Here is a 21,578-nt window from a genome sequence, read left to right as displayed (position 1 = left end):
ACGGTTCTTGAGATGATAGAAGTCGTTTCCGTCCCCTCGCGGGGATTAGTTAGTTCATACAATATTAAGATTTCAATTGATAAGAAAGAAGAGTATATGGTTTCCGTCCCCTTGCGGGGATTTGTTAGTTCATACACGAAATTTCTTAGTTTTGCATGGGTATGTAACATAGTTTCCGTCCCCTTGCGGGGATTTGTTAGTTCATACCCCATCCTTGCAATCCGGCTCTGGGAGCGGGCTAAAATTCATTTATCGGCGCAAAAAGTTTTTGACCGGTTTTCGGCTGAATTTTTTCCTGAAATTCCGCTCTATCCCGCTGCCAGAGTATATCGGCGCAAAACGGAAAATAAAATGTCCAGAAATATTCCCTAACATCTTTATTTTAAATGGTTTTTCCGGTTTTGTCAATCACGCCGGATAGATTGATTAAATTTTCAGTATTTTATAAGCATTTAATTTCAAAAACAAAAGCTCCGAACAAGGAATTACCGTCCAAATAAGTCACTCGTACTTCACCGAAATATCGGCAAATCACGAGTGTAGCGCAATCCGATGAAGCGCTTAGCCACGTCCGTTTATTGGTTTTTCCCAGCCTTTAAATAATACAAAAATGAGCGGAGTCTGGCCCAGGCGGTTTCGTCCCAGTCGCCGTCAAAATATATCTGCATAAACCGGGCTTTGACCTCGGCCGAAAGATTTCTCATTTCCATCACCATAGCGGCGTTTTCATAGCGCGGTGCCAGCGCCAAGACCGCCGAAAAGCGCTCCCCAAGCTCCACCGCTTTGGCGTAGCGATAACGCAGGTTCCCGCCCTGCACGCCTTTCACATAGCGGTCGGCCGTTTGCGTCAACTGATCCATATCGGCCGTAACGGCCGATGCCTGACCAAGACAAGCAAACACTTCCGCTAATAGTGCCCGCATTCGCCGCAGCGTTTCGGCGCCGTTTTTTTGGACATGCGCCTCTTCCCGCCACTGAAAGAGTAAGGCTTCCGCCAACGGCGCACGGACGATCCGGATCCCTTCCGCTTCCAGCGTATCCAGCACGCCCTCATTTAAGACGGTTTGACACAGCGGCGTCCCAACTACGGCAATGACCGCCCCCGCCGCTTGCTCCGGCCGGCTCTCGGCCGCCAGCCGTACCAGCTCGGCTGCGTCTGGTATCCGCTGCCGCTTGGTATTTTCCCGCTTCTCCGGCGGTGCCGCGTAAAACAGGTCACCGGCCAGCAAGGCTCGAAACAGGAGTTCCGGTTCTTTCAGCGTGATCGGCGCCTGCTCCAAGATCGGCGCAAAAATCCCCGTCTGCTCATAGCCCTTGCCGTTTAACACGCTGCGAATCCCGCCGGCATACTGTCCGTCCGCTTCCGCCCCTTCCGTCATCGGAATCAGAAAATCGGCGCGCGCTCTTTCCTCCGGCTTAATTTTTTGCAGTTGGTGCAAGACGCTGCCCAGCAGCGCCGTAAACGGCAGGTATTCTTTGGCGCTCGTTTCCGCCCGGCCCAGCATCAGCTGCAGCCGGCCGGCGCCGGGCATTACTTTGGTTTCCAGACCATAGGCCCGGCGGAAATAATCGCGGATATACTCGGTGTAGGCGCCCAGCTCCGGCAGGTACAAATCCCGCTCCCGGCGCAGCTCCTCCGGTCGGACAAACAACCGCCGGTGCCGCGGCTTAACCGCTGTCAGCTCAAAATCATCCGGCAGCGGCAGAGCCGGCCGGCGCGACAGACTGTTCAAAAACGCCTCGATCCGGGTGATTACCCCAACCTTGGAAAAATGTTCATCAACCTCAATTTGCAGATAGGGTTTTTCGCCCATTTCTTCCTTAAACATATGCGCCAGCATCGTATCCGGCCCGCAGCCGTGATTGGTCAGATAAACCGCGTATAAGTTCGGGTGGCGGGCGATCAGTTTGGCGCCGGATAGGATATGCTGCCCAAACGGCCAGTACAGATTGGGGTAATCCTCTTCCAGCGACAGATCATGTGCCGGCAAATGCTCCAAATTAATGACCTTGTAGCCTCTTTCCAGCAGCAGCTCCGGAATTCCCATATTCAGCACCGGATCTTGCAGACCGTAGTTTCGGGTGATCATGACCAGCACCTTGTCCTCCGGCCGCAAAGTATCCAGTAGCTCCCGGCCTAGTTTTTCGGCGGCAGCGGTATACTGCCGAACCGCCATCGCCCCCGCCATCAGCGCCGGTACACACAGCGGCTTCGGCCGCCCCAGCTCCTGACCGACCGCCAGCATCGCCGCGGCCATTGCTTCTTTGCCAAAGTCCAGATCAAAGGTTGGATTTAAAAGCTTGATCCCCTTTTCCTCAAGTCTAAGGACACGGGCAATTGAAACCGCTGCCGACTGCATGTAAACGCAGCCATAATTGGACACCGCCCCTGATTTTTCATGTTTGATTGTCCGCACATGCGGCAGAAAAATATAATCGACCTTTTTGGCAGCCAGCTCCAGCATATGCCCGTAAATCAATTTGACCGGATAGCAGGTTTCGCCCCGGGCGCTTTCCTGGGAGAGCCGGATCGTTTCCCGGTTAGACGGGTCGGATAACAGCACGTTAAAGCCCAGCGCTTTAAAAAACGCGTTGGCCAGCGGAAAAAACTTATGCATCATCAGAACATAGGGAATACCCACGGTTTTTCGGCCCGGGACGGCTGCCGGCTCATAGCCTTTGAAAAAGGACTGCTTAGCCCGGCGGTAAAACGCAATATTTTTTTCCACTTCGGCCGAATAGACCGCGCTCCCGGCTTCGGCGCCCGGAAAATCATAGCCCTTAAAACCGCTTGGCTCGGTACCGGCCGCTTCCAGCGCCAGCAGTGCCACGCCAAATGCCCCGCTGACGGAAAAACAAGGCGAGACCGTCAGCCGCTCCCGGTACTCCTGCTGGAACGCCGCCACAATTCCCGGATTATAAGCAACCCCGCCCTGAAGAACAATATGCCGGCCGACCGGCCGATTGCCGACCACCTTATGCAGATAATTCCGGACAATCGCATGGCAAAGCCCAGCGGCAATATCCTTGGGCTCGGCGCCTTCGGCCTGTTTTGACTCAATCGCCGTCTCGATAAAAACTGTACACCGCTCGCCTAGTTCGGCCGGCATTTCTGCGGTCAGCGCCAAATCCCCGAACTCCCCAATCGGAATATTCATTCGAGCCGCCTGTTCCTCGACAAACGAGCCGGTTCCGGCCGCGCAAATTTTATTCATTTGAAAATCAGCAACTTCTCCGTTTTTCAGGGAAATATACTTGGAGTCCTGCCCGCCGATCTCAAAGACCGTATCCGCTTCCGGTACGGCAAAAACCGCTCCTTTCGCTTGGGCGGTAATCTCGTCCCTGATCGCGTCCGCACCGATCATCCGGCCGATCCTCTCCCGGCCAGAGCCGGTCACGCCGACTGACAGAAAAGGAATTTCCCCGTACTTGCGCCGGATCGTGTTTAGGCCGCGCCGAACCGCTGCTTCCGGATCGCCGGCCGTCCGCAGGTATTGGGCGTCAAGCAGCCTGCCATCGCGGCCGATCAGTACCAAATTGGTGCTGGTCGAGCCGATATCTATTCCCAGCGCGCAGCCGTCCGCCGGGATCAGTCCGGTCATTTTCGGCTCCGCCAGCACCGTTCCGGGCGTTAAGAGCAGCTTGGGCAAGATCCGCTCCGCCTCCCGCTCGCCGGCTTTGGTCAAGTCGGCGGTCAGCCCTTCCAAGGATACTACCGTTTCCGCCTTAACCGCCGCGCCGATAGCCGAGACATAAAGCGCCTCCTCCGGGATCAGCAATTCTCCATCCATCAGCGCGAAGACTTCCCGCACCGCCCGTACCACGCCTTCATTCAGGGTTACTCCGCCGACAAAGGCAACCGGTTTAACGACCGGCAAGTTTTTGACAATCGCCGCTTTGTAATTTCTGACCATCGCATAGCATAGCCCCAGCAAAATATCCGGTGCCGGCACACCTTCCTGCTGATGATGGATAATATCGCTTTTGGCAAAGACCGCGCAGCGCCCGGATAATCTCGGCACCGACCGCGCCTGCCGAACCAGTGCCGAATAATCCTCGATCTTCATGTTCAGCCGGGACATCTGATCCTCAAAAAAAGAACCGGTTCCGCCCGCGCAATGCTCGTTGATATTAAATTCCGGCATTCCCGCAGTTAGACCGGTGACAAACCGGGCACCCTGACCGCCGATATCAATCACGCTCCCGGCTTCTGGGCAAATCTTTTTTAGGCCCTCGGTCAGCGCCGGAACATCCCCCAAGCGAAAGACGTCCGTCCGCTCCGTCACGATCCTAGCGTTAGCGCCGGTCACAGCGCACAGCCAATCCTCATCCCGGGGTGCAAGGCTCTCCAGTCCGGCCAAAATCGTTGCCAGCAGCCGCCCGTGGTGCTTACCCATCCACTTCCCGCGAATTACGCCGTCTTCCATCAGCACCAGCTTGACACTGGACGTTCCGATATCCATTCCCAGTTGTTTCATATCCTATGTTCCTTTCGTTATACCATAACCGTTTATCCCTACCAAGCCATTTACGACAAGTTTTCCGTTGGCGTATCGCTGAGATCTTGCCTGGCTTACTGCGCGCCATAATTCAGACAAGCCACGCATAATTCGTATTAAGCGACACATATGGGCGTTCATCCCAATAGCCTAATAGACTTACAGACCATAGTGAGCAGGCTTTCTACGGCCTGTCCGCCTAAAGGCTTCTTGTCTGCACAATTAACAAAAAGCAGAAGACCGGAAACCTGATGGCATCGGTTGCTTCTGCTTAGTCCATCTTTTCTTTGACCGCCGTAAGCGGCCGGCGCTTTCTTATTTCAGCGTCAGCAGCAGCGCCATTTTAAAGCGGCCGTCAGCCGTTACGCTGTGCAATCCGCCCTTGGCAAAACGAAAGTTCTCGCCGGCCCGAATCGGATGATCCTGCCCCTCATAGCCGATTACGGCTTTACCTTCCAGCGCAAACACCAGCGCGTCACCCGGAGCGCTGTGCGGAGATAACCCCGTGCCCTCGTCAAAAGCCATGATTACAAACTTCATCGCCTCATTCGAGGCCACATCCATATTCACGATACTGCCCGGTTCATAGGCGACCAGATCCGCCAATTGAAAAACTTCCCCGGCTTTGACCGCTTGATTCATAGTAAGCTCCTCTCCCGGAATAATTTCCGTGTAAACTGATCCGTCTGCCGCCGCCATGCCGCATAAAGTCCCAGCCGGTACGATCAGCAGCTCGCCAGATCTAACTTCCGCCTTTTTTCTGTGTTCCTTACCGCCCAGCTCAAATACCGTCATTCCGGCCGCACCGATATATAGTTTCGGTGAGGGATAGGTTTCGGCGCTGATATCGGTGCCCGCTCCTAGCGAAAAATAAACGACCTCCGCCTTAGCCCGTAGCCCGGAAACGGTTGATATCGTCATGCCGCTTCGGGGCGGCCGGTCCGCGGCAATCGAAAAGACTTGCGCCATCGCTTTATTCCTTGATCTCAAAGCCGTGCGCCCGAAAGGCGGCGATCACAGTTTCTAGGCTGACGCCTCTTTGGCCCACTCCTTGCGGGATAGTAAACTGCTTGCCGACCGTGTTTAAGACCGTAGGATTTTTAACTTCCGTTAGTCCAATGCTGCTTAATACCTCAGCCACTTCCGGGTTTTCCTGCACCAATTCAAATACTGTTTTCTTTAAATCTAAAACTTTAGCCATTTTAATTCCTCCGTTTTGCTATTGATAAGTGACGCGGGCTCAAAGCATTACCGCTTTCGGACTAGGCTTCTTCCGCCCCGCCTGCCCGCGAAATATTTTTAATTAAAGCTCCGCCTTTCTGGCTGTTGATGAAGACAGTATATCTTATTCTTTTTAGTAAAAACTTGATTGGAATCAAATTTTAATACTTTATTTTTGGCCGGCAAAAGCTGCGTATATTTTCCTCAACCAAGGCCGCTTGTCTTACCATCCGCTAAAAGCAAAAACTTATCTCCTTCATGGCCGCTATTCCTGAAAGACCCGGCGCAGCCCTTCGCTGTCCAAAATCTGAATGCCGCTCTGCCCGCTCTTAACGATCAGGCCTTCTCTTTCCATTTCCTTAATTTTGCGGCTGACCGTTTCCGGCCGCAAATGGATCGAGGCGGCGATCTCTTCCAGCCTTGAAACAAAGATATCCCGGCCAAGCTGCCGGCTCCGCTGCAACAGAAACCCGGCTAGCCGCGCTTTCGGCGAATCGGTCGCCAGCAGCAAGATCCGCTCATTGGCGTCACTCAGCTTCCGGCTCAACAGTCCAATCACCCGAAGGGCAACCGCCGAGTCCCGCATGATACTTTCCACGTCCCGGCGATAAAGCTTACAGCAATCCACGTCCGTCATACAGACCGCTCCGTAGGGATATTTGTTTTCCTCGGTAAAAATGCCTTCCCAAATAGTATCGCGCTCGGTGAAAACGCCGATGATCTGCTCTCGGCCTTCCCGGTCGCACACGCTTAGCTTTACTTTTCCGCTGTGGACGATATAAATCGCGTCGATCGGGTCTTCTGCCATGAAAAGATAACTGTCTTTTTTATACTTTTTTCTGACCGCGCTTTGCATGATCTTTTGCTGCTTTTCCTCAGTCAGATCCGTTAAAAACGTCACATTGTCAATGCACCGCTGCTGACAGCGGCGGCATTTTGCCGGAATCTCCATATTCCCTCCATTCCTAGGAAAGAGCGGTCTGACTTGCTTTCCGCTTTCTTCCTATGTAATAGGCCGCCGTATGCCAGCGCCCGTCGTTTCTAAGAATATTATATAAAACAGGGGAAAAGTAAGTCAAGTCCCAATATTGGTCGCCCCCCCAGCCGGCTTAAGTCATCCTCATGATCCGCCGCCATTTCAGCGGCTTATCTAAGCCGGGCGTTTTCATGAAGCTATCTGGTCTACAAGTATATCAAAAAGTTAACTCACTATCAACTAGTTTTCTCGGCATAAACGGAACATTTTCATTTGTGCCTTATAAGAACCGGTCAAAGCGAATAAACTCTTTGACTTATCCGCCAAAAGTAATTATAATAGTGGAAAACCCTTTGCTTTTCCCGGTCAGGCGCGGCAGCGATACAAAAGCTGCCGCGCCAAAAGCATGGGATCGCCCGTTCCGCCGGCCCGGCCGGAGCGGAAAATTTATGAAATTATAAACCAAGCTTTCCCGGTTACGGCCTTTGGGGCAATTGCGCGCCGCGCTTACCGGGGAAAATTTTCAGCTTTCCAAGGAGGAAAATAAAATGTTTCATAATGTGATTTCATCAGAAAACGCGCCCAAAGCCATCGGCAGCTATTCGCCCGGCCTTTGTCTAAATGGTTTGGTTTTGCTGTCCGGCCAGCTCCCAATCAACCCCGCCAGCGGCCGGATCGAGACCGAGGACATTAGGGAACAAACCCGGCAAGCCATGAAAAATATCGGCGCGCTGCTAAAAGACGCTGACCTGACTTACCGGGATATCGTCCGTACCACTATCTTTTTGGCGGATATCCATGATTTCGCCGCGGTCAACGAAGCTTATGCTGAATATGTCGAGGAGCCTTATCCGGTTCGTTCCTGCGTTCAGGTAGCTGCCTTGCCGCTGGGCGCGAAAGTGGAAATTGAAGTCACCTGTGTCCGAGGCGCTATTTCTTACGAATGATTTTTATCTCCGTTTGAGCAAAGCGATTTACTCAACTTTTCCACATTCGTCAAAGCAATCTTTTTTATTTAGGTAAGAGATCGTCAAATATCTTAATTATGTTCGCCAAAGAGCTTCGCCTTTTCGCTGGGTATTCCGCTTAGTAGGTCGCTTGCGTTGTTGGCAGAAGCACGGAGCGCTTCGATATTTGCCGTTTGCAGAACGCCTATGGCGTTTTGCTTGGCAGGTTGCGCGCCCGCGCAGAAAGGCGAAGCCTTTCGACAGGGCAGGTTGCGCGGCATTGCGGAAACGCTTCTCGTTTCTCGCACTCATGGTAGAAACACAGAGCGCTTCGATAGGACTGGTTGGATGGACTTATTTTCAGGGAAAGTCTCCGGTATAAATTTCTAATTGGCCGATAGCGGGATTCTTCTGTTCCGGCAAAGATCCAAAAAGGAGAACAAAAAGCCGGCGCCGCTCAAAAGTAAGGCGCCAATAAAGCGAATCCTTTTTTGCCCGCCAAGATTTTCCGCCGCCGGGTCATCCTTAGCACAAAAGCATCGAAAAGCCTGCCAGATTTCTGATTAAAATCCGGCAGGCTTTCCTTTTTACCCACCATTCAGACCGGCAGGTTATGGTCTGATCTGCCAATTTTCCGCGAATCCTGACGGTAATCTTCCGCTTTAGCAAAACATTTCTTTTAAAAACCGAATGTCCTTTTGCGCCTCGGCCGGCGCCATTTCCTCGCGGATCAGACAACTATCCGGCCGGTTGGCCTTGATCCAAGCTGCGATCGGCTTGTACCGAATGACGCCTTCCCCCAAAAGTCTGGGTACATACTCGCCGGCCGGCGATACCGTAAAATCCTTGATATGAAAAATCTCAATCCACTCGCCGACCGCGCCCAGCCACTTCCGCCAGTAAGCGTCCTGATCGGTCGCCTCCGGCAACTCCAACAAATTGGCTGGGTCAAAAATCAGTTTTAAATGCGTCTTATCCTGCGCCTGACGCAAAAGCTCCTGCACCTCTTCTAAACCCGTCAGCGGGTGCCAATACACCGGCTCAAGCGCTACCGTCATATCGATCCGGTTGGCTGCTTCTAATATGCGCCAAATACTGTCGAGCATATCCGGCCGCCACGCCTTGCGGTCATCACCGCTTAACCTAGCATAAGCCGTTTCCGTGCCGATCACCCTAGCACCTAACTCTTTGGCCCACTTCAGACAAGCGCAAAACGTCTCCACCGCCTTGCGCCGGATTTCCCGATCGGGATTGGCCAGATCCATGTAACAGCCAAATACGGCGATTTCTATCTTTTGCCGGTCAAACTCCTGCCGAATGCTTTCGATCAGCCGGCCATCAATCACGGCGTAGCTATCCACCCCGGTAAATACCTTGGGCAGTGCCAGCTGGGCTGCGTCATAGCCCTCACGCCTTAAGAGCGCCGCCAGCTCCGCCACTGTAAACCGCCCATAATCATGGGCCCGAACTCCTATTTTCATCATAATCTCCTTATTTATCGGGACAAATACTCAATCGCCCGGACCAGCGCCAGAATGGTCAAGGACTGACCATACGCCATCGGCGCGATCAGGATATTTTTATAATGCTCGGCGTCATAGCCCATGCCGGTGCCGCCGGAAACATTCAGCACCGTTCCGTCGGCGGCAATGTTTTGCAGGATCGCCTTAATCGCCCGAAAAGCGCATTCTAAGTATTCATCGCTTAAAATCCCGGTCTTAACGCCGCGCAGGATGCCGGCCGCGATTGCCGCCGAACCGGATACTTCCTCATAGCTGGACTCATCCGTCAGCACGGTGTGCCATAAGCCGGAGGGGGCCTGCAGTTCCTTCAGCTTTTTGACCTGGGCTTTATAGGTGTCAACGATAAAGGTCTTTAAACCGGCGTTCATCCGGCCGTCAAAGGCCTCGATATATTCCAGAATCCCGGCGGTGAACCAGCTGTTGCCCCGGCACCAAAAAATACCGCCGAAGTTATTGCGGCCGTTAAAGGTCCAGCCGTGATAAAACAGCCCGGTTTGCTTATCATACAAATATTTGATATGCATCAGCACCTGATGCTCGGCTTCCGCCACCCAGTCGGCCCGCCCGTAGCGATGGCCCATCTTGTTTAAGAACAAAACCGTCATAAAAATGGTGTCAATCCACATCTCGTTCTCATTTAAGCGGACACCGTAACGGTCGCCGTTGGCGCTGGTCACATGCTGAAAGCCGCCTTCCTCGGTCCGCGGCAGGCAGTTCATCAGCCATGCCGCCCAGTCCAAACACAGCGCCTCAAACTCCGGATCATGAAAAAACTCATTGACCTCCACCAAGGTCAAAAGCGGCGCGGTGGTATTGATATTGCGCGACCCCAGACCGGCTTTTAAATTATCCTTAAACCAGCGATACAAGAAATCTTTGTACTCTTCGCGGCCGAGGCATTTAATCAGCTTAAACAAGCCATATAAACCGACGCCCTGCGGCCAGTCCCATTCCTTGATGCCGAAATCTCTTTTAAAGTAACCGATCGCCTCGCCGCCTTTGGCTTTCAATTCTTCCTCATTTTCCGGCCCCTCTAAGTTCATCAGTTTATCAATCACCAAATCTAATTTTTCAATAATTTCCGCTCTTTTAATCTCCATCGCTTTCCTTCATTGCAATAAAAAATGACGATTCGTGATTTTCTCTAATCGTCATTAGCTAATATCCATTCATTTCTTTTCTGTTATCATGTCATACCATCGCATAACTTTATCTCCTTAACATTAACATTTTTTAATCTCCTTTATTTTAGTCTTGAAAAATAGTAGTATCCTCTGTTGATATTTATAAATGCATAACATAATCAGCTGTAGAATTTAAAAATTCTTGGTCATGGGAAACAATGAATATTATTTTATTATCACTTTTGCATTCATTAATTAGATGCGATATATTCATCATGTTATAATAATCCATTCCGCTTGTCGGTTCGTCAAAAAATATAAGTTTAGAATTCTTACACAATACGGATGCAATTGCCACTCTTTGTTTTTGCCCGCCTGATAAGCTCATTGGATGACAATCTTTCAATTCATACAAATCAAGCTTTTTTAGAATATTTTCAACATAACTACTTTCAATATTTTTTATTCCAAGTCTTACTTCATTTATAACAGAATCTGTAAAAAGCTGATGATTAACATCTTGCATTACAAGTGAAGATATCTTAAGCCTGTCTGTTTTTGAAAGTTTTTTACCATCCAGATAAATTTCATCCTTAGATTTTCTTTCTAAGCCTATAAGACACCTCAATAAAGTAGATTTCCCAAGTCCGTTTGTTCCCACTATTCCATAAATTTTGCCCATTTCAAACGAGATATCTTTGAAAAGCAATTTATTGTTTTCTCTGCCAAACTTAAATTCAATATTTTTTATCTGAAAACTTCCCCCATTTTGAATTTCAGGTACTGTAAGATTTACTTTAGCTTTATCTCTTAAACCTAACTCGTTTAGTTTTTCAGACGGTATTTTCATAAAATCTGTTTTCGTATATTCCTTTTGTAGTTCACCATCTTTAATCAAAAAAACTTTATCTACAATATCCATGAGATAAAATATTCTATGCTCTGAAATTATAAGAGTTTTCCCCTTATCTTTAAGTTTGGTAAGCATTTCTTTTATGACTTTAATGTTTTCTTCGTCAAGATTTGAGGAAGGCTCATCTAAAACAATTATTTCCGTTCCTGCTATATAACTTGCAGCAATACATAAAATCTGCTTTTCTCCACCTGAAAGCTTGAAAATATCCCTATTCAAAAGGTGCCTTATCGGAAATAACTCCAACATATTATTTAGTCTTTCATCCATTTGTTTTTTTGAAAGCCCTATATTTTCTAAATAAAAAAGTAATTCAAGGGTAGTATTTATATTAAAAAAGTGTGTCTTTGGATTTTGAAATACGCTTGATACCAAACTGGAAATTTCATACAATTGGAGATCTCTAACATCTCTATTTTCTATCTTGATAGCCCCCTCCATGATAGCCCCATCATATCGTACAGCTAATCCATTGATAGAATTTATAATCGAAGATTTTCCGCTTCCACTTTTTCCTGTAAATAATACACATTCACCTTTATTTATACTTAAAGAAATGTCTTTTAACACTTTGGGGGAATTCCCATAAGATAGAGATAAATTTTCAATTTCTACCATAAAATTCCTCCTACAATCATAATTAGCATTAAAAACACATAGACAAAATCAACTGCTTTTATCTTAACAGATATATACCTTGTTTTTTTAATAGGATTTTCAATACATTTTGTTTCCGCCGCCTTTGCAATATCATCAGCAATGTTTGATGAAACCACAAGCAATGGAACAATTACATACTCCATATAAGAAAAAGGGGTTTTAAAGGTAATTCCTCTGATCTTCATTGCCATTTTTATATTTTTCCACTCTTCCTTAAATGATGGAAAAAAACGAAACATTACAGCGATAGGTATAGAAATATTCTGAGGAACTTTTATTTTATCCATCGAAGATATAATGCTCCCCACGTCGGATGTCCTTATAAAAAATTTACCGGCACTATACGGCAAATAAATCATCCTGCAAACTACAAACACTATGAAAAACATCATAATAAAAGGGTTCATATTTTTAATAACCCCAATATTAGGAACTATGCAAGAAAATACAGCAAAAAAAGCTGCATTTTTTAAAGCTTCTTTTTTTAATCCATTTTTATAAAAAAGAAATGAAATTAAAAATATTATGCCCCATTCAAAATATATATTTACTTGATGAAACACTGTAAATCCAAGTAAAATAATAATGCACATCTTGGTAATAGGATTGGGATTATAAGGGTTATCTTGAAAAGCAGGCATTATACAATACCCGCTTTTTCAAAATGCTTTTTCAAGAAAAGTTTCCCAATATAAGCACCTATAATAGCACCTACGATTGCGGCAATGTACACAAGTAAAATGTTTCTATAATTGATAAGATTCAAAAGACCTGTTGTGAATTCTTGCCTCATATTTCTTGCATTAGCCATTTCTATAAATCTATCTTTTGCTAATGCTATTTGCATGATCATTCCACAATTCCATGTGTTAAACACAGCAAAAGAGATCGTGTTATATTTGAAAGATTTATATTCACCTTTTTTTCTTAAAAGTTCAGCAATTACCATGATAATTATCGTATGAATTAACACTATATATGTGTTTCCCATCGCAAATACAATAAGAGCACAAATTATGCCTAAAATAAATACTGCATAAGGTTTTTGAATCTTCGCCATAAACAGCATCATTACAATACCGGTTGTAATTCCGGCTATTGCAGGATTTGCCAAGAATAAAATCGGAATCATACCAGGCATTCCGGAAATAAACATCACCACAAAATATATTACTGTGAATACGCCTATTGTGACTAAGTCCTTGATTCTTAATTTTTCCGTTTTCATAATGCCCTCCTTAACCTGCGATAGATTTTTCTAACATATTTTTATAATATTTTGAACTTTTACAAAGTTCATCATCAGTTCCCATGGCTTCTATTTTCCCAGCATTTAACAAAACGATTTTATCTGCATTTCTAATCGTTCTTAATCTATGGGCAATTACCATAACCGTCTTTTCTTTTATAAGTTCGGACAGTGCTTCTTGAATAAAACTCTCATTCTCAACATCAAGAGAAGCACTAGCCTCATCGAGAAGTATAATCGGTGCGTCTTTCAGAATAGCTCTTGCTATGGATATTCTCTGTCTTTCTCCTCCTGAAAGTCTTTGTCCATTCTCCCCTATTATGGTATCTATCCCTTCCGGCATTTTATTAATAAATTCATAGCATCTTGCTATTTTAGCTGCTCTTACAATCTCTTCGTCCGTAGCTCCTTTTTTACCGATTTTTATATTATCTTTGATGCTTGAATTAAAGAGAGTAACATCTTGAAATACTATAGAGAAATTTTTAAGGAGTACTTCCGGATCAATCTCACTTACATCCTCTCCGCCTATAGAGATTTCCCCCTTATCTACATCCCAAAATCTTGCAGCAAGCTTGGTAAGTGTTGTTTTTCCACTTCCGCTTGAGCCGATTAGAGCCGTAATTTCACCCTGCTTTGCCGTAAAACTCACACCGTTTATAACGGAATAATCATCATAACCGAAATGAACATCCTTGAACTCAATATCATAATTTTTGATGTTCATATGCTTTTTACCCTCTTGGACAGGCATAGTTTTTATTTCCTTTATTCTTCCAACAACAGCATCAAGCATAACTATCATGGACATGAAGGTGATGATTCCTTCTATAGGAAGATAAATGCTTGTTGTCAGCATTAGAAAAGCTATATAAACCAGCACACTTACCTCACCTGCCATAAGCATGTTTACTCCGATAACGGCAACACTTATAATTCCAAGCTTTAAAATTGCAGTAGCTACTCCTGTAAGCGTTCCGGCAACAACTTCCCCTTTCGTTTTCTGTTTTGTGGATTTGTTTAATTTTTCAAAAAAATCATTCAGCATTCGTTCTTCTAAATTGTAAGATTTTATTTGTTCAATCTGCTCTATCTTTTCCTGTAAATCATCAAATACCATGCGGTTATCGTCTATCCAGCTTTGTACTATTTTCTTCTGGCTTTTCTTTGTTAAGAATATTATCAGGATGGAAATAGGAATCACCCATAACGCTGCAAGCGCAAGCTTCCAATTATAGATAACGAGCATGAAAGCAATAATGCTTGTGGAGATAGCCGTTGAATATATATGAGGTACAGCGTGAGAAAAAATTGTTTCATATAAGTTCATGTCATTCATCATGGTTTCAGCAAGGTCTGCCAAATCTCTTTTAGCAAAATAAGAAAGAGGTAATTTCTTTAATCTTTCCGCCAAATCAATTCTTGAACTTGCACTCTCGTTGTACACATTGGTGTAAAGCCTTACATAATCCCACCTTGCTATTAAAAACATCACTATCATCATCACTACAATTAGTGCCATATAATGAACAGGAGTAAAATTATAGCTCTCAACGCCTTTTAAAATGCCTATATACTGGAATAAAAACATAAAGGCAATGATGGGCGAAAATAATTTTGTTAAATTAACAAGGGTGTGCGAAAGGATGGCTTTTTTTAAGTTAATCGCTCCTTTTTCCGACATGGCATAGCGTTTCATAAAATAAGAAACCATATTTTAACCTCCTATCTTCCAATTTATGGATCTCTGATATTCATCCCAAAGCTTTTTATAATGCCCATTTATATCTATTAAATCTGCATGCTTGCCTTCTTCTACAATTTTTCCCTTATCAATAACGAGAATCTTGTCCGCATCGATTACTGTAGATAATCTATGAGCGATCATTAGTGTTGTCTTATTTTTTGACAGCTTCTTAAAAGACTCCTGAATCAAATGTTCATTTTCAGGATCTGCAAAAGCTGTGGCTTCGTCCAAAATGATAATATCTGCGTCTTTTAGAAACGCTCTCGCTATAGAAAGCCTTTGAGCTTCTCCGCCCGAAAAATATGTGCCTTTTGTCCCGTAAACCGTATCGAGTCCCTCTTCCAAACCCTGAACAATATCTTTAGATCCTGAACTTATCAAAGCACTATCTATTTCTTTATCCAGCGCATCAGGTTTTGCGAGCAAAAGATTATCTCTTAAACTCATTTTAAATAGCTTGGAATTTTGAAAAACAAAAGCGATTTTTTTCATCAAAGCCTCTTTTTCAAAATCCTTTATATGAACCCCACCAATTAAAATTTCACCTGATTTAATATCATAAAATCTGGCAGCAAGCCTTGCTACAGTGGTTTTACCACTGCCCGACATTCCAACTAAAGCAACTCGTTCTCCCTTGTTTACTTTAAATGAAATATTATCTAAGACATTTTCGCCGCCATAAGAAAAGCTTACATTTTTGAATTCTATCCCAACCTCTGAACTTGTCTTATCTCCATAAACAAAATCATCAAATTCAAGTATCTTTTCAATTTTATCTAAAGCAAGTTCTGCAAAGTAGCTGAATTGTGTAATCGTCGCAGTTCTCATAATAAAAATAGCAAATGCCGGTCCTATCAGAAAGTAAATAACAGAATCTGCAACTACATTAGATAAGTTTCCATTAAATTTTATTAAGAGTAATGCCACAGGCACTAAGAAAAATGCAGTCGATGTAGAAACTGTTTCAAACCATGACATTTTATTCGTGTAACTCATAGTAAGTTTAAGTACATTATCTTTTATTTTTATGATTAAGGCATATAGCTTATCAAAACTCTCAACACTTTGCGCAAATGTTTTAACAACCGGAATTCCTCTAACATATTCCACAGTCTGAGAAGATAAGTTGGAAAGCTCTGCATAATACTCATCTTTCATTTTCTTGGTTTCGGCTGTCATCATTGATGACATTAATGTCATGCCGATAATCATCGGTATCATGCTGGCAAGTCCTAACTTCCAGTTAAACATAAAGAAAAACACAATTAGAACGATCGGTGATATAATCGTCATCGCCATATCAGGAAGTTGATGTGCTAAAAAAGAATGGGTTTCAGAAGCTCCGGATACAATGACATTTCTTATCCTTCCGCTTTCTTTGTCATCGAAATACCCAAGCGGTTTGTTTATTAGTTTTGTCACTGAACTCTTAATAATGTTATCTTCCACTTCAAATGCAAAAATATGAGATAAAATTAGACCTATTAAGTATATAAATAGACCAATTCCGGCAAAGACTGCCGCATATATCGAGTTTTCCTTTACATAATCAAAATTTACCGCCCCGTTCAAAATTAAGTTATTTACAATTCTATGAATATAAACCATAGGCATCAAAACCATGATTCCTGATACAGCAGACATAACCATAGCAATATACAGCAAAAAACTTTTTTTACCACCGTAAGGCATTAATCTTTTCAGTATTGATTTTTTCTTATTCTCCACTGAATAACTCCTCCTTTTCTTGAAATCAATAAGCTCTAAAAATAGCCTTTCCAGACTAATTGCATGAACTTGTTTTTAATTCATCTTTAATACACATGCCTTTTCCTTGTTTTTATCTCTTATTTATTGTATAATAAATGAGAATTTTAATCAATTAAACACAGATAACTATGTCTATTCGGGATAATGTCTGTTTGGGATAAAATATAAGGATGGAGGCATTCTATGAGTGATTTTTATAACTTCGTTAAAAGCTTTTTTTCTACAGATGAATGTGTGGGTAATACAAAATACTCCGCTGTAGGGCATACATTCCGTTTCGATACGGATGATGCAGAAGGCATATTTTGGTTTTATGAAGGAGAAAATTTTACAATCGACATCCATGATGTCTTCATAAAAAAAGAAATTATCCATACAAGTTTTTCCGGCTTGGATAATTTCTATTCCTTTTACTCCTCTTATTTAGTTACTGCAAATGGAGAATGTTTTAATCCTTATCAAAATCTTTCTTCAAACTCACTCTATATTATAAATACAAAAAATTCTAAGAATTATAGGTTCATACTTCATAAAAATTCTCCATATTTAGGAATAGGCATAAACTTCAAACAATCTATGATAGATGAATGCCTGTCCTCTTATAAAAATAAAGTTTGTAACTATGAAGATTTATTTTTCAATACCAGTACCATCATAAACAAACCTTTAGAAAGAATTGCAAAAGATATACTTAATTGCAAGATGATATCTCCTGCTGCTGAAATCTTTTTTGAATCAAAGGCAAAAGAATGGCTAAGCATTACAATAGACTCATTTTTAAATAAATACAACAATCCTATATCAATTGCTGATGATGAAGCTTTGAAAAATGTTGCTAATTATATAGACGATCATTATGCAACATCAATCTCACAAGATACTTTAGAAAAAATATCCACTATGAGCGGTACAAAGCTAAAAAAATTATTTAAGCAAAAATATCAATGCACAATTACAGAATATACTCAAAGACGGCGAATGAATATGGCGGAAATTCTTTTGTTGAACTCCACACTTAGAATTCTGGATATAGCGGAAGCTGTAGGATATTCCTCTCACAGTAAATTTAGTACCTGTTTCAAAAAATACAAAGGGTTTTACCCTAAAGACATCAAAAAATACACAAAAAATACCGGTTCTTCATAATGAAAAGAGATTGATTAACCTCAATCTCTCTTTTCATATTCACTTACCGGTATCCCTGCTCTTTTCAAAACCTTTAGTTTCTCCTGTTTTTTTCTCCTCTCTCCTTGCCCTATATCTGTCCTCATATTCTTTTTGCTTGCCGTTTGCTTTACGCTTGAGGTAGTTTTGATGAAGCCTGTCTTTTCTTGCTCTTTCTTTTTCTTCCTCCTCCTTTAATTTCTACATTTCTTCTTCAGATAATTCTTCTTTCGACGGTTCATAGTTACCAATAAAGTTGAAGTAGATTTCGACTTTCTGATTGGCGGTTTGACTGCCTTTTCGATCTCGTTCGTAGACTAAGATTTTTTCTACAAACTCGTTGATGATGGTCGGTGTCAGTTCGTCAAAGTTATCATAGCGTTCAATCAACCGGATAAACTTTTTGGCTCTGTCTGTTTCTTTTTCGTATCGCTTGACGGCTTTTTCCAACCCATCAATTTCTTTGCTAAGTTCCCTTCGGTTTCATACTGATTGTTTAGAATTTCATATCGGTTATTCGGTATCTTCTCCAGTATCATAAGCGGGTATATCTATCTTGTCGGCTTCCAATATCCTTGCAATGGCATAGGGCCCTTTTCCGTCCATTGTCAGATGAAATATTCTTCGGACAATCTCTGCCGCTTTTTCGTCGATAATCCACTGATTTTTATCGTCCTTGTCTTTAGATTTTTTGGTCTAACTTTTGGGGGCGGTACATTCTGCCTCGTCTTTCTTGTTTTAAAAAATAGCCCTGGTCTGCTCTTTCTTCGTTCACCTCATTACGAACGGCTGGTCTGAACGGTAACATAATACACTCTTGATGTCCACAGATAAACCACCAGATACAGAAGCGCAAAGACCGCTATCGTCACTGCCATATAGGGAATCACTTCCGCCGTCAAAATCCCAAAGCTGACCGTCAAAATCCGGCCGATAATCACGGTCGCCACGCTGACATGCAAAATAGCTGTCGCCAGCGGCAGGAAAAAGATCATTAAAAGCTGCTTGTGAATCACCTGTTTAGCTTCCCGCTGCGATAAGCCGACCTGCTTTAAGATAGCAAAACGCTCTCTGTCCTCCTCGCCCTCGGAAATTTGCTTAAAGTAAATAATTAAAACCGTCAGCAGCAAAAATAGACTCCCTAAAAAGATACCGATAAAATAAAGTCCCCCGTTCGCACTGTATAACTCCGCCTGATACTCTTCCCGAATCCTCAGCCCCAACGGCCGCTCTTCTTCCGGCAAACCGGTACCGGCCTTAGCTTTTTGCTCAAACTCAGCAATTGCTTCCGCATCGCCCTTGACATCAAAAAACATAGTCTGCTCAATCCAGCAGGCTTCTCTGCTGAATTCCGGCACATCGGAGCGCGCAGCCTGCGCTTCTTTTATGCTGGTCCGTACCGCCCGCAGTTCTTCCTCGCCGGCCACCAGCAAAATAATCTGCCCGGATAGCCCGACCATGCGCGCGTCTTTTAGCTTTTCCTCATTTAGTCCGGTTTTGACCGGATAGCTTACCCCTTCTAGGACAAACTCAGCCGGCAGTTTTTCGCCCTGCCCGGTCGACAGTGCAATCTCTTTGCCCTGCAAAGAAACCGGCAAATCTTCACCGGTAATTTTGGCATAGTCCTCCTGCCGGAGAATAGACAGATACCGGTAAGTCGATGCTTCATTGCTGTCCCAGCCCTGTACCCCGATAAACCCACCGTCTTTTTCCTGCACCATCAGCCCCAGCCTTTGCGTATCATAAAGCCTGTCGACAGTGACATGGCTTTCTTCCGCATATTTCAGCACCACATCCCGATAAAGCGAAAACCAGTCCTTGTCTTCTTGCCACCCCCATGATGCCGTGTAAGCGGTCGGAAACTCCGCCTGCGTTCGGCGTTCGGTCGTATGGTAGACCGCCGCCGTCCCAGCCACCGTCACCATCACCATACAGCTTAAAATACAAATATTGGCTAGGCCAGCTGCATTTTTCTTCATCCGGTAAATCAGCGCCGAAGTTGAAATAAAGTTGGACGGCCGATAATAAAAATGCCGGTTTTTCTTTAATGCCCCCAAAAGCACCACGCTGCCCGCCCGAAACAGGTAATGCGTCGCCGCAATTACCAGCAGCACCGCTACAAAAAAGAGGAGCAGCGCCGTCAGCGGGGCAGTTACGGCAATGGCGATATAATAGCCGCCGGATAGGCAAAGCAGCCCCAGCAACGCTATCAGCTTCACAAAACGCATTTTCTTCTCGCCCTGATTCTTGCTTTTAAGCAGTTCAATCGGCTCAGTCAAGTGCATAGAAATCAAATTAAAAATCAGTACCATCACAAAAAGCAGCGCAAACACCAAAATACTGTACAGGATTGCTTGGCCGTAAATCATATAGCTAACTCCAACCTGATAGCGAATCAGTTTGGCCATCAGCAAAAACAGGAGTTTACCGAAAACAATCCCCAGCAAAAGCCCAACGGCAATCGAAGTAACAGCCACCGCCAGGCTTTCATAAAAGAGCATCCTGGCCACATGTCTTTTTTCCAGTCCCAAAATGCCATACAAGCCAATCTCTTTTTTCCGGTTCCGCATTAAAAAACTATTGGCATAAAAAATAAAAATCGCCGCCAGTACCGCCACAATCACCGTACCAAAACTCAAAATACCAGCCACCGTCGTATTGCCATAAACATGCTCGGCTGCCCCTATAATTTTCTGCAAATTGGCCAAATTAAAGAAAAACGCCACTACCACCACGCAGGACAGCCAATACGGAATAAAATTGCGCTGATTTCTTTTCAGGTTATTCCGCGCCAACTGAAGATAAAAAAAACGACTGTTCATTTACTCACCTTTCACAATGAACTCCTCTGGAAATTCACTGTCTATTTTCCTTTCTTGGTTTCTATATCATCCATTATTTAAGTTGAGTTAATTATTCGCCATAACAGACAGAGTATTCATAATTCTTTGGTAGAAATCATCATCGCTCTGCTCCGCTTTATAAATCTCGTTAAATACCTGACCGTCTTTGATAAACAGCACCCGCTTTGCCTTACTGGCCGCCCGGACACTATGCGTTACCATCAAAATGGTCTGTCCGCTCTCGTTAATCTGCTGAAATAATTTTAAAATCCGCTCCGACGCTTTAGAATCCAGCGCCCCGGTCGGCTCATCCGCCAGCAGCAGCTCCGGCGCAGTAATAACTGCCCGGCCGATCGCCGTCCGCTGCTTTTCACCGCCGGAAATCTCATAGGGAAACTTTTCCAGCAAATCGCTGATCCGGAGAAGTTCGGCCACCTCCGTTACCTTTTTCATCATTTCCGGATAGGGTTTTTGCGCCAGTACCAGCGGCAGCAGCATATTATCCTTAACGCTGAAATTATCCAGCAAATTAAAATCCTGAAAAACAAAGCCCAAGTGCTCCCGCCGAAAAGCCGACAGCTGGCTGTCTTTCACCTCCGCCATATCGCGGCCGTTCAGCAAAATCTGACCGGAGGTCGGTTTCAGCAATGAGGCAATAATATTGAGCAAGGTGCTTTTCCCGGAACCGGACTCGCCCATAATCGCCACGAATTCCTGCGGCTCCACCTGAAAACTGACGCTGCGCAGTGCCTCACATTTATTTAAGTTAAACCTGGTCGTATATACCTTTCGTAATTCCCGAACTTCCAATATTTTCATAAATTCCTCCCATTTGTCTGTTTTTCTGCTTTCTCCGAAGTTTGAAGCAAGCTTCTTCCCTCTGTGAGCGCCTGAAAGCCGCCTCTTTGGATTTGCTTTAAGGCGTTTTTCTGGCCATCGGCT

At 44.6% G+C, this 21,578-nt stretch carries 18 protein-coding genes and 1 pseudogene; 3 read left to right on the top strand and 16 right to left on the bottom strand.

Annotated features, from left to right (window positions below; all coding sequences use genetic code 11):
• The first annotated feature begins 214 nt into the window (after positions 1–214).
• A complete protein-coding gene (locus C3V36_08670; GenBank protein AVM69310.1) occupies positions 215–421 on the top strand; it encodes a hypothetical protein in 207 nt (68 codons plus the stop codon).
• Positions 422–575: 154 nt separating this feature from the next.
• Here the strand turns inward: C3V36_08670 and C3V36_08665 are convergent, their stop codons facing one another.
• The 4 genes from C3V36_08665 to C3V36_08650 form a co-directional block, all read right to left on the bottom strand.
• Entirely contained in the window at positions 576–4,478 is a 3,903-nt protein-coding gene (locus C3V36_08665; protein ID AVM69309.1) for a CoA-substrate-specific enzyme activase, read from the bottom strand.
• 336 nt (positions 4,479–4,814) lie between these two features.
• A complete protein-coding gene (locus C3V36_08660; GenBank protein AVM69308.1) occupies positions 4,815–5,468 on the bottom strand; it encodes a cupin domain-containing protein in 654 nt (217 codons plus the stop codon).
• A 4-nt stretch (positions 5,469–5,472) separates the two neighbouring features.
• Positions 5,473–5,700 (bottom strand): hypothetical protein, encoded by a 228-nt coding sequence (locus tag C3V36_08655; GenBank protein AVM69307.1) that lies wholly within the window; start codon positions 5,698–5,700, stop codon positions 5,473–5,475.
• A gap of 285 nt (positions 5,701–5,985) precedes the next feature.
• Positions 5,986–6,672 carry a Crp/Fnr family transcriptional regulator gene (locus tag C3V36_08650; protein AVM69306.1) on the bottom strand — a complete coding sequence of 229 codons (687 nt, stop codon included), beginning with the start codon at positions 6,670–6,672 and terminating at the stop codon, positions 5,986–5,988.
• A 572-nt stretch (positions 6,673–7,244) separates the two neighbouring features.
• Between C3V36_08650 and C3V36_08645 the strand changes: the two genes are divergently transcribed.
• Positions 7,245–7,643 carry a reactive intermediate/imine deaminase gene (locus C3V36_08645; GenBank protein AVM69305.1) on the top strand — a complete coding sequence of 133 codons (399 nt, stop codon included), beginning with the start codon at positions 7,245–7,247 and terminating at the stop codon, positions 7,641–7,643.
• 92 nt (positions 7,644–7,735) lie between these two features.
• Here C3V36_08645 and C3V36_08640 read toward each other — a convergent pair whose 3' ends face one another.
• From C3V36_08640 to C3V36_08605, 8 genes are all read right to left on the bottom strand, one after another.
• Positions 7,736–7,924, bottom strand: a complete 189-nt coding sequence (locus C3V36_08640; GenBank protein AVM69304.1) for a hypothetical protein — start codon at positions 7,922–7,924, stop codon at positions 7,736–7,738.
• A 381-nt stretch (positions 7,925–8,305) separates the two neighbouring features.
• Positions 8,306–9,124 (bottom strand): sugar phosphate isomerase/epimerase, encoded by an 819-nt coding sequence (locus C3V36_08635; protein ID AVM69303.1) that lies wholly within the window; start codon positions 9,122–9,124, stop codon positions 8,306–8,308.
• A gap of 14 nt (positions 9,125–9,138) precedes the next feature.
• On the bottom strand, positions 9,139–10,266 hold the full coding sequence (locus tag C3V36_08630; GenBank protein AVM69302.1) for a glycoside hydrolase 105 family protein: 1,128 nt from the start codon (positions 10,264–10,266) through the stop codon (positions 9,139–9,141).
• 184 nt (positions 10,267–10,450) lie between these two features.
• Positions 10,451–11,821, bottom strand: a complete 1,371-nt coding sequence (locus C3V36_08625; GenBank protein AVM69301.1) for an ABC transporter ATP-binding protein — start codon at positions 11,819–11,821, stop codon at positions 10,451–10,453.
• On the bottom strand, positions 11,815–12,504 hold the full coding sequence (locus C3V36_08620) for an energy-coupling factor transporter transmembrane protein EcfT (GenBank protein ID AVM69300.1): 690 nt from the start codon (positions 12,502–12,504) through the stop codon (positions 11,815–11,817). The genes C3V36_08625 and C3V36_08620 overlap by 7 nt, the downstream gene beginning before the upstream one ends.
• Positions 12,504–13,091 (bottom strand): hypothetical protein, encoded by a 588-nt coding sequence (locus tag C3V36_08615; GenBank protein ID AVM69299.1) that lies wholly within the window; start codon positions 13,089–13,091, stop codon positions 12,504–12,506. The genes C3V36_08620 and C3V36_08615 overlap by 1 nt, the downstream gene beginning before the upstream one ends.
• A 10-nt stretch (positions 13,092–13,101) precedes the next feature.
• Positions 13,102–14,826 carry an ABC transporter ATP-binding protein gene (locus C3V36_08610; GenBank protein AVM69298.1) on the bottom strand — a complete coding sequence of 575 codons (1,725 nt, stop codon included), beginning with the start codon at positions 14,824–14,826 and terminating at the stop codon, positions 13,102–13,104.
• Between the two features lie 3 nt (positions 14,827–14,829).
• Complete coding sequence (locus C3V36_08605) at positions 14,830–16,587, bottom strand: ABC transporter ATP-binding protein (protein ID AVM69297.1); 1,758 nt, start codon at positions 16,585–16,587, stop codon at positions 14,830–14,832.
• A 225-nt stretch (positions 16,588–16,812) separates the two neighbouring features.
• Between C3V36_08605 and C3V36_08600 the strand changes: the two genes are divergently transcribed.
• The gene (locus C3V36_08600) at positions 16,813–17,775 is read left to right on the top strand and encodes an AraC family transcriptional regulator (GenBank protein ID AVM69296.1); all 963 of its coding nucleotides are present in this window, start codon (positions 16,813–16,815) and stop codon (positions 17,773–17,775) included.
• Positions 17,776–17,795: 20 nt separating this feature from the next.
• Here C3V36_08600 and C3V36_08595 read toward each other — a convergent pair.
• The 4 genes and pseudogenes from C3V36_08595 to C3V36_08580 all read right to left on the bottom strand — a co-directional run bounded on the left by C3V36_08595 (position 17,796) and on the right by C3V36_08580 (position 21,455).
• Positions 17,796–18,332, bottom strand: a pseudogene (locus tag C3V36_08595) (recombinase).
• Positions 18,307–18,450, bottom strand: coding sequence for a hypothetical protein (locus C3V36_08590; GenBank protein AVM69295.1), 144 nt, complete (start codon positions 18,448–18,450; stop codon positions 18,307–18,309). Before C3V36_08590 ends, C3V36_08595 begins: the two are co-directional and overlap by 26 nt.
• Positions 18,451–18,572: 122 nt before the next feature.
• The gene (locus C3V36_08585; protein AVM69294.1) at positions 18,573–20,615 is read right to left on the bottom strand and encodes a hypothetical protein; all 2,043 of its coding nucleotides are present in this window, start codon (positions 20,613–20,615) and stop codon (positions 18,573–18,575) included.
• A gap of 87 nt (positions 20,616–20,702) precedes the next feature.
• On the bottom strand, positions 20,703–21,455 hold the full coding sequence (locus tag C3V36_08580; GenBank protein AVM69293.1) for an ABC transporter ATP-binding protein: 753 nt from the start codon (positions 21,453–21,455) through the stop codon (positions 20,703–20,705).
• Positions 21,456–21,578 lie beyond the last annotated feature (123 nt).

This window comes from Lachnospiraceae bacterium oral taxon 500 (genome assembly GCA_002999035.1).
In the GTDB taxonomy this organism is placed as follows: Bacteria; Bacillota; Clostridia; order Lachnospirales; family Vallitaleaceae; genus W11650.
Note: the sequence above shows the minus strand (reverse complement) of the source record. Positions and strands in the feature narration are given on the sequence as shown.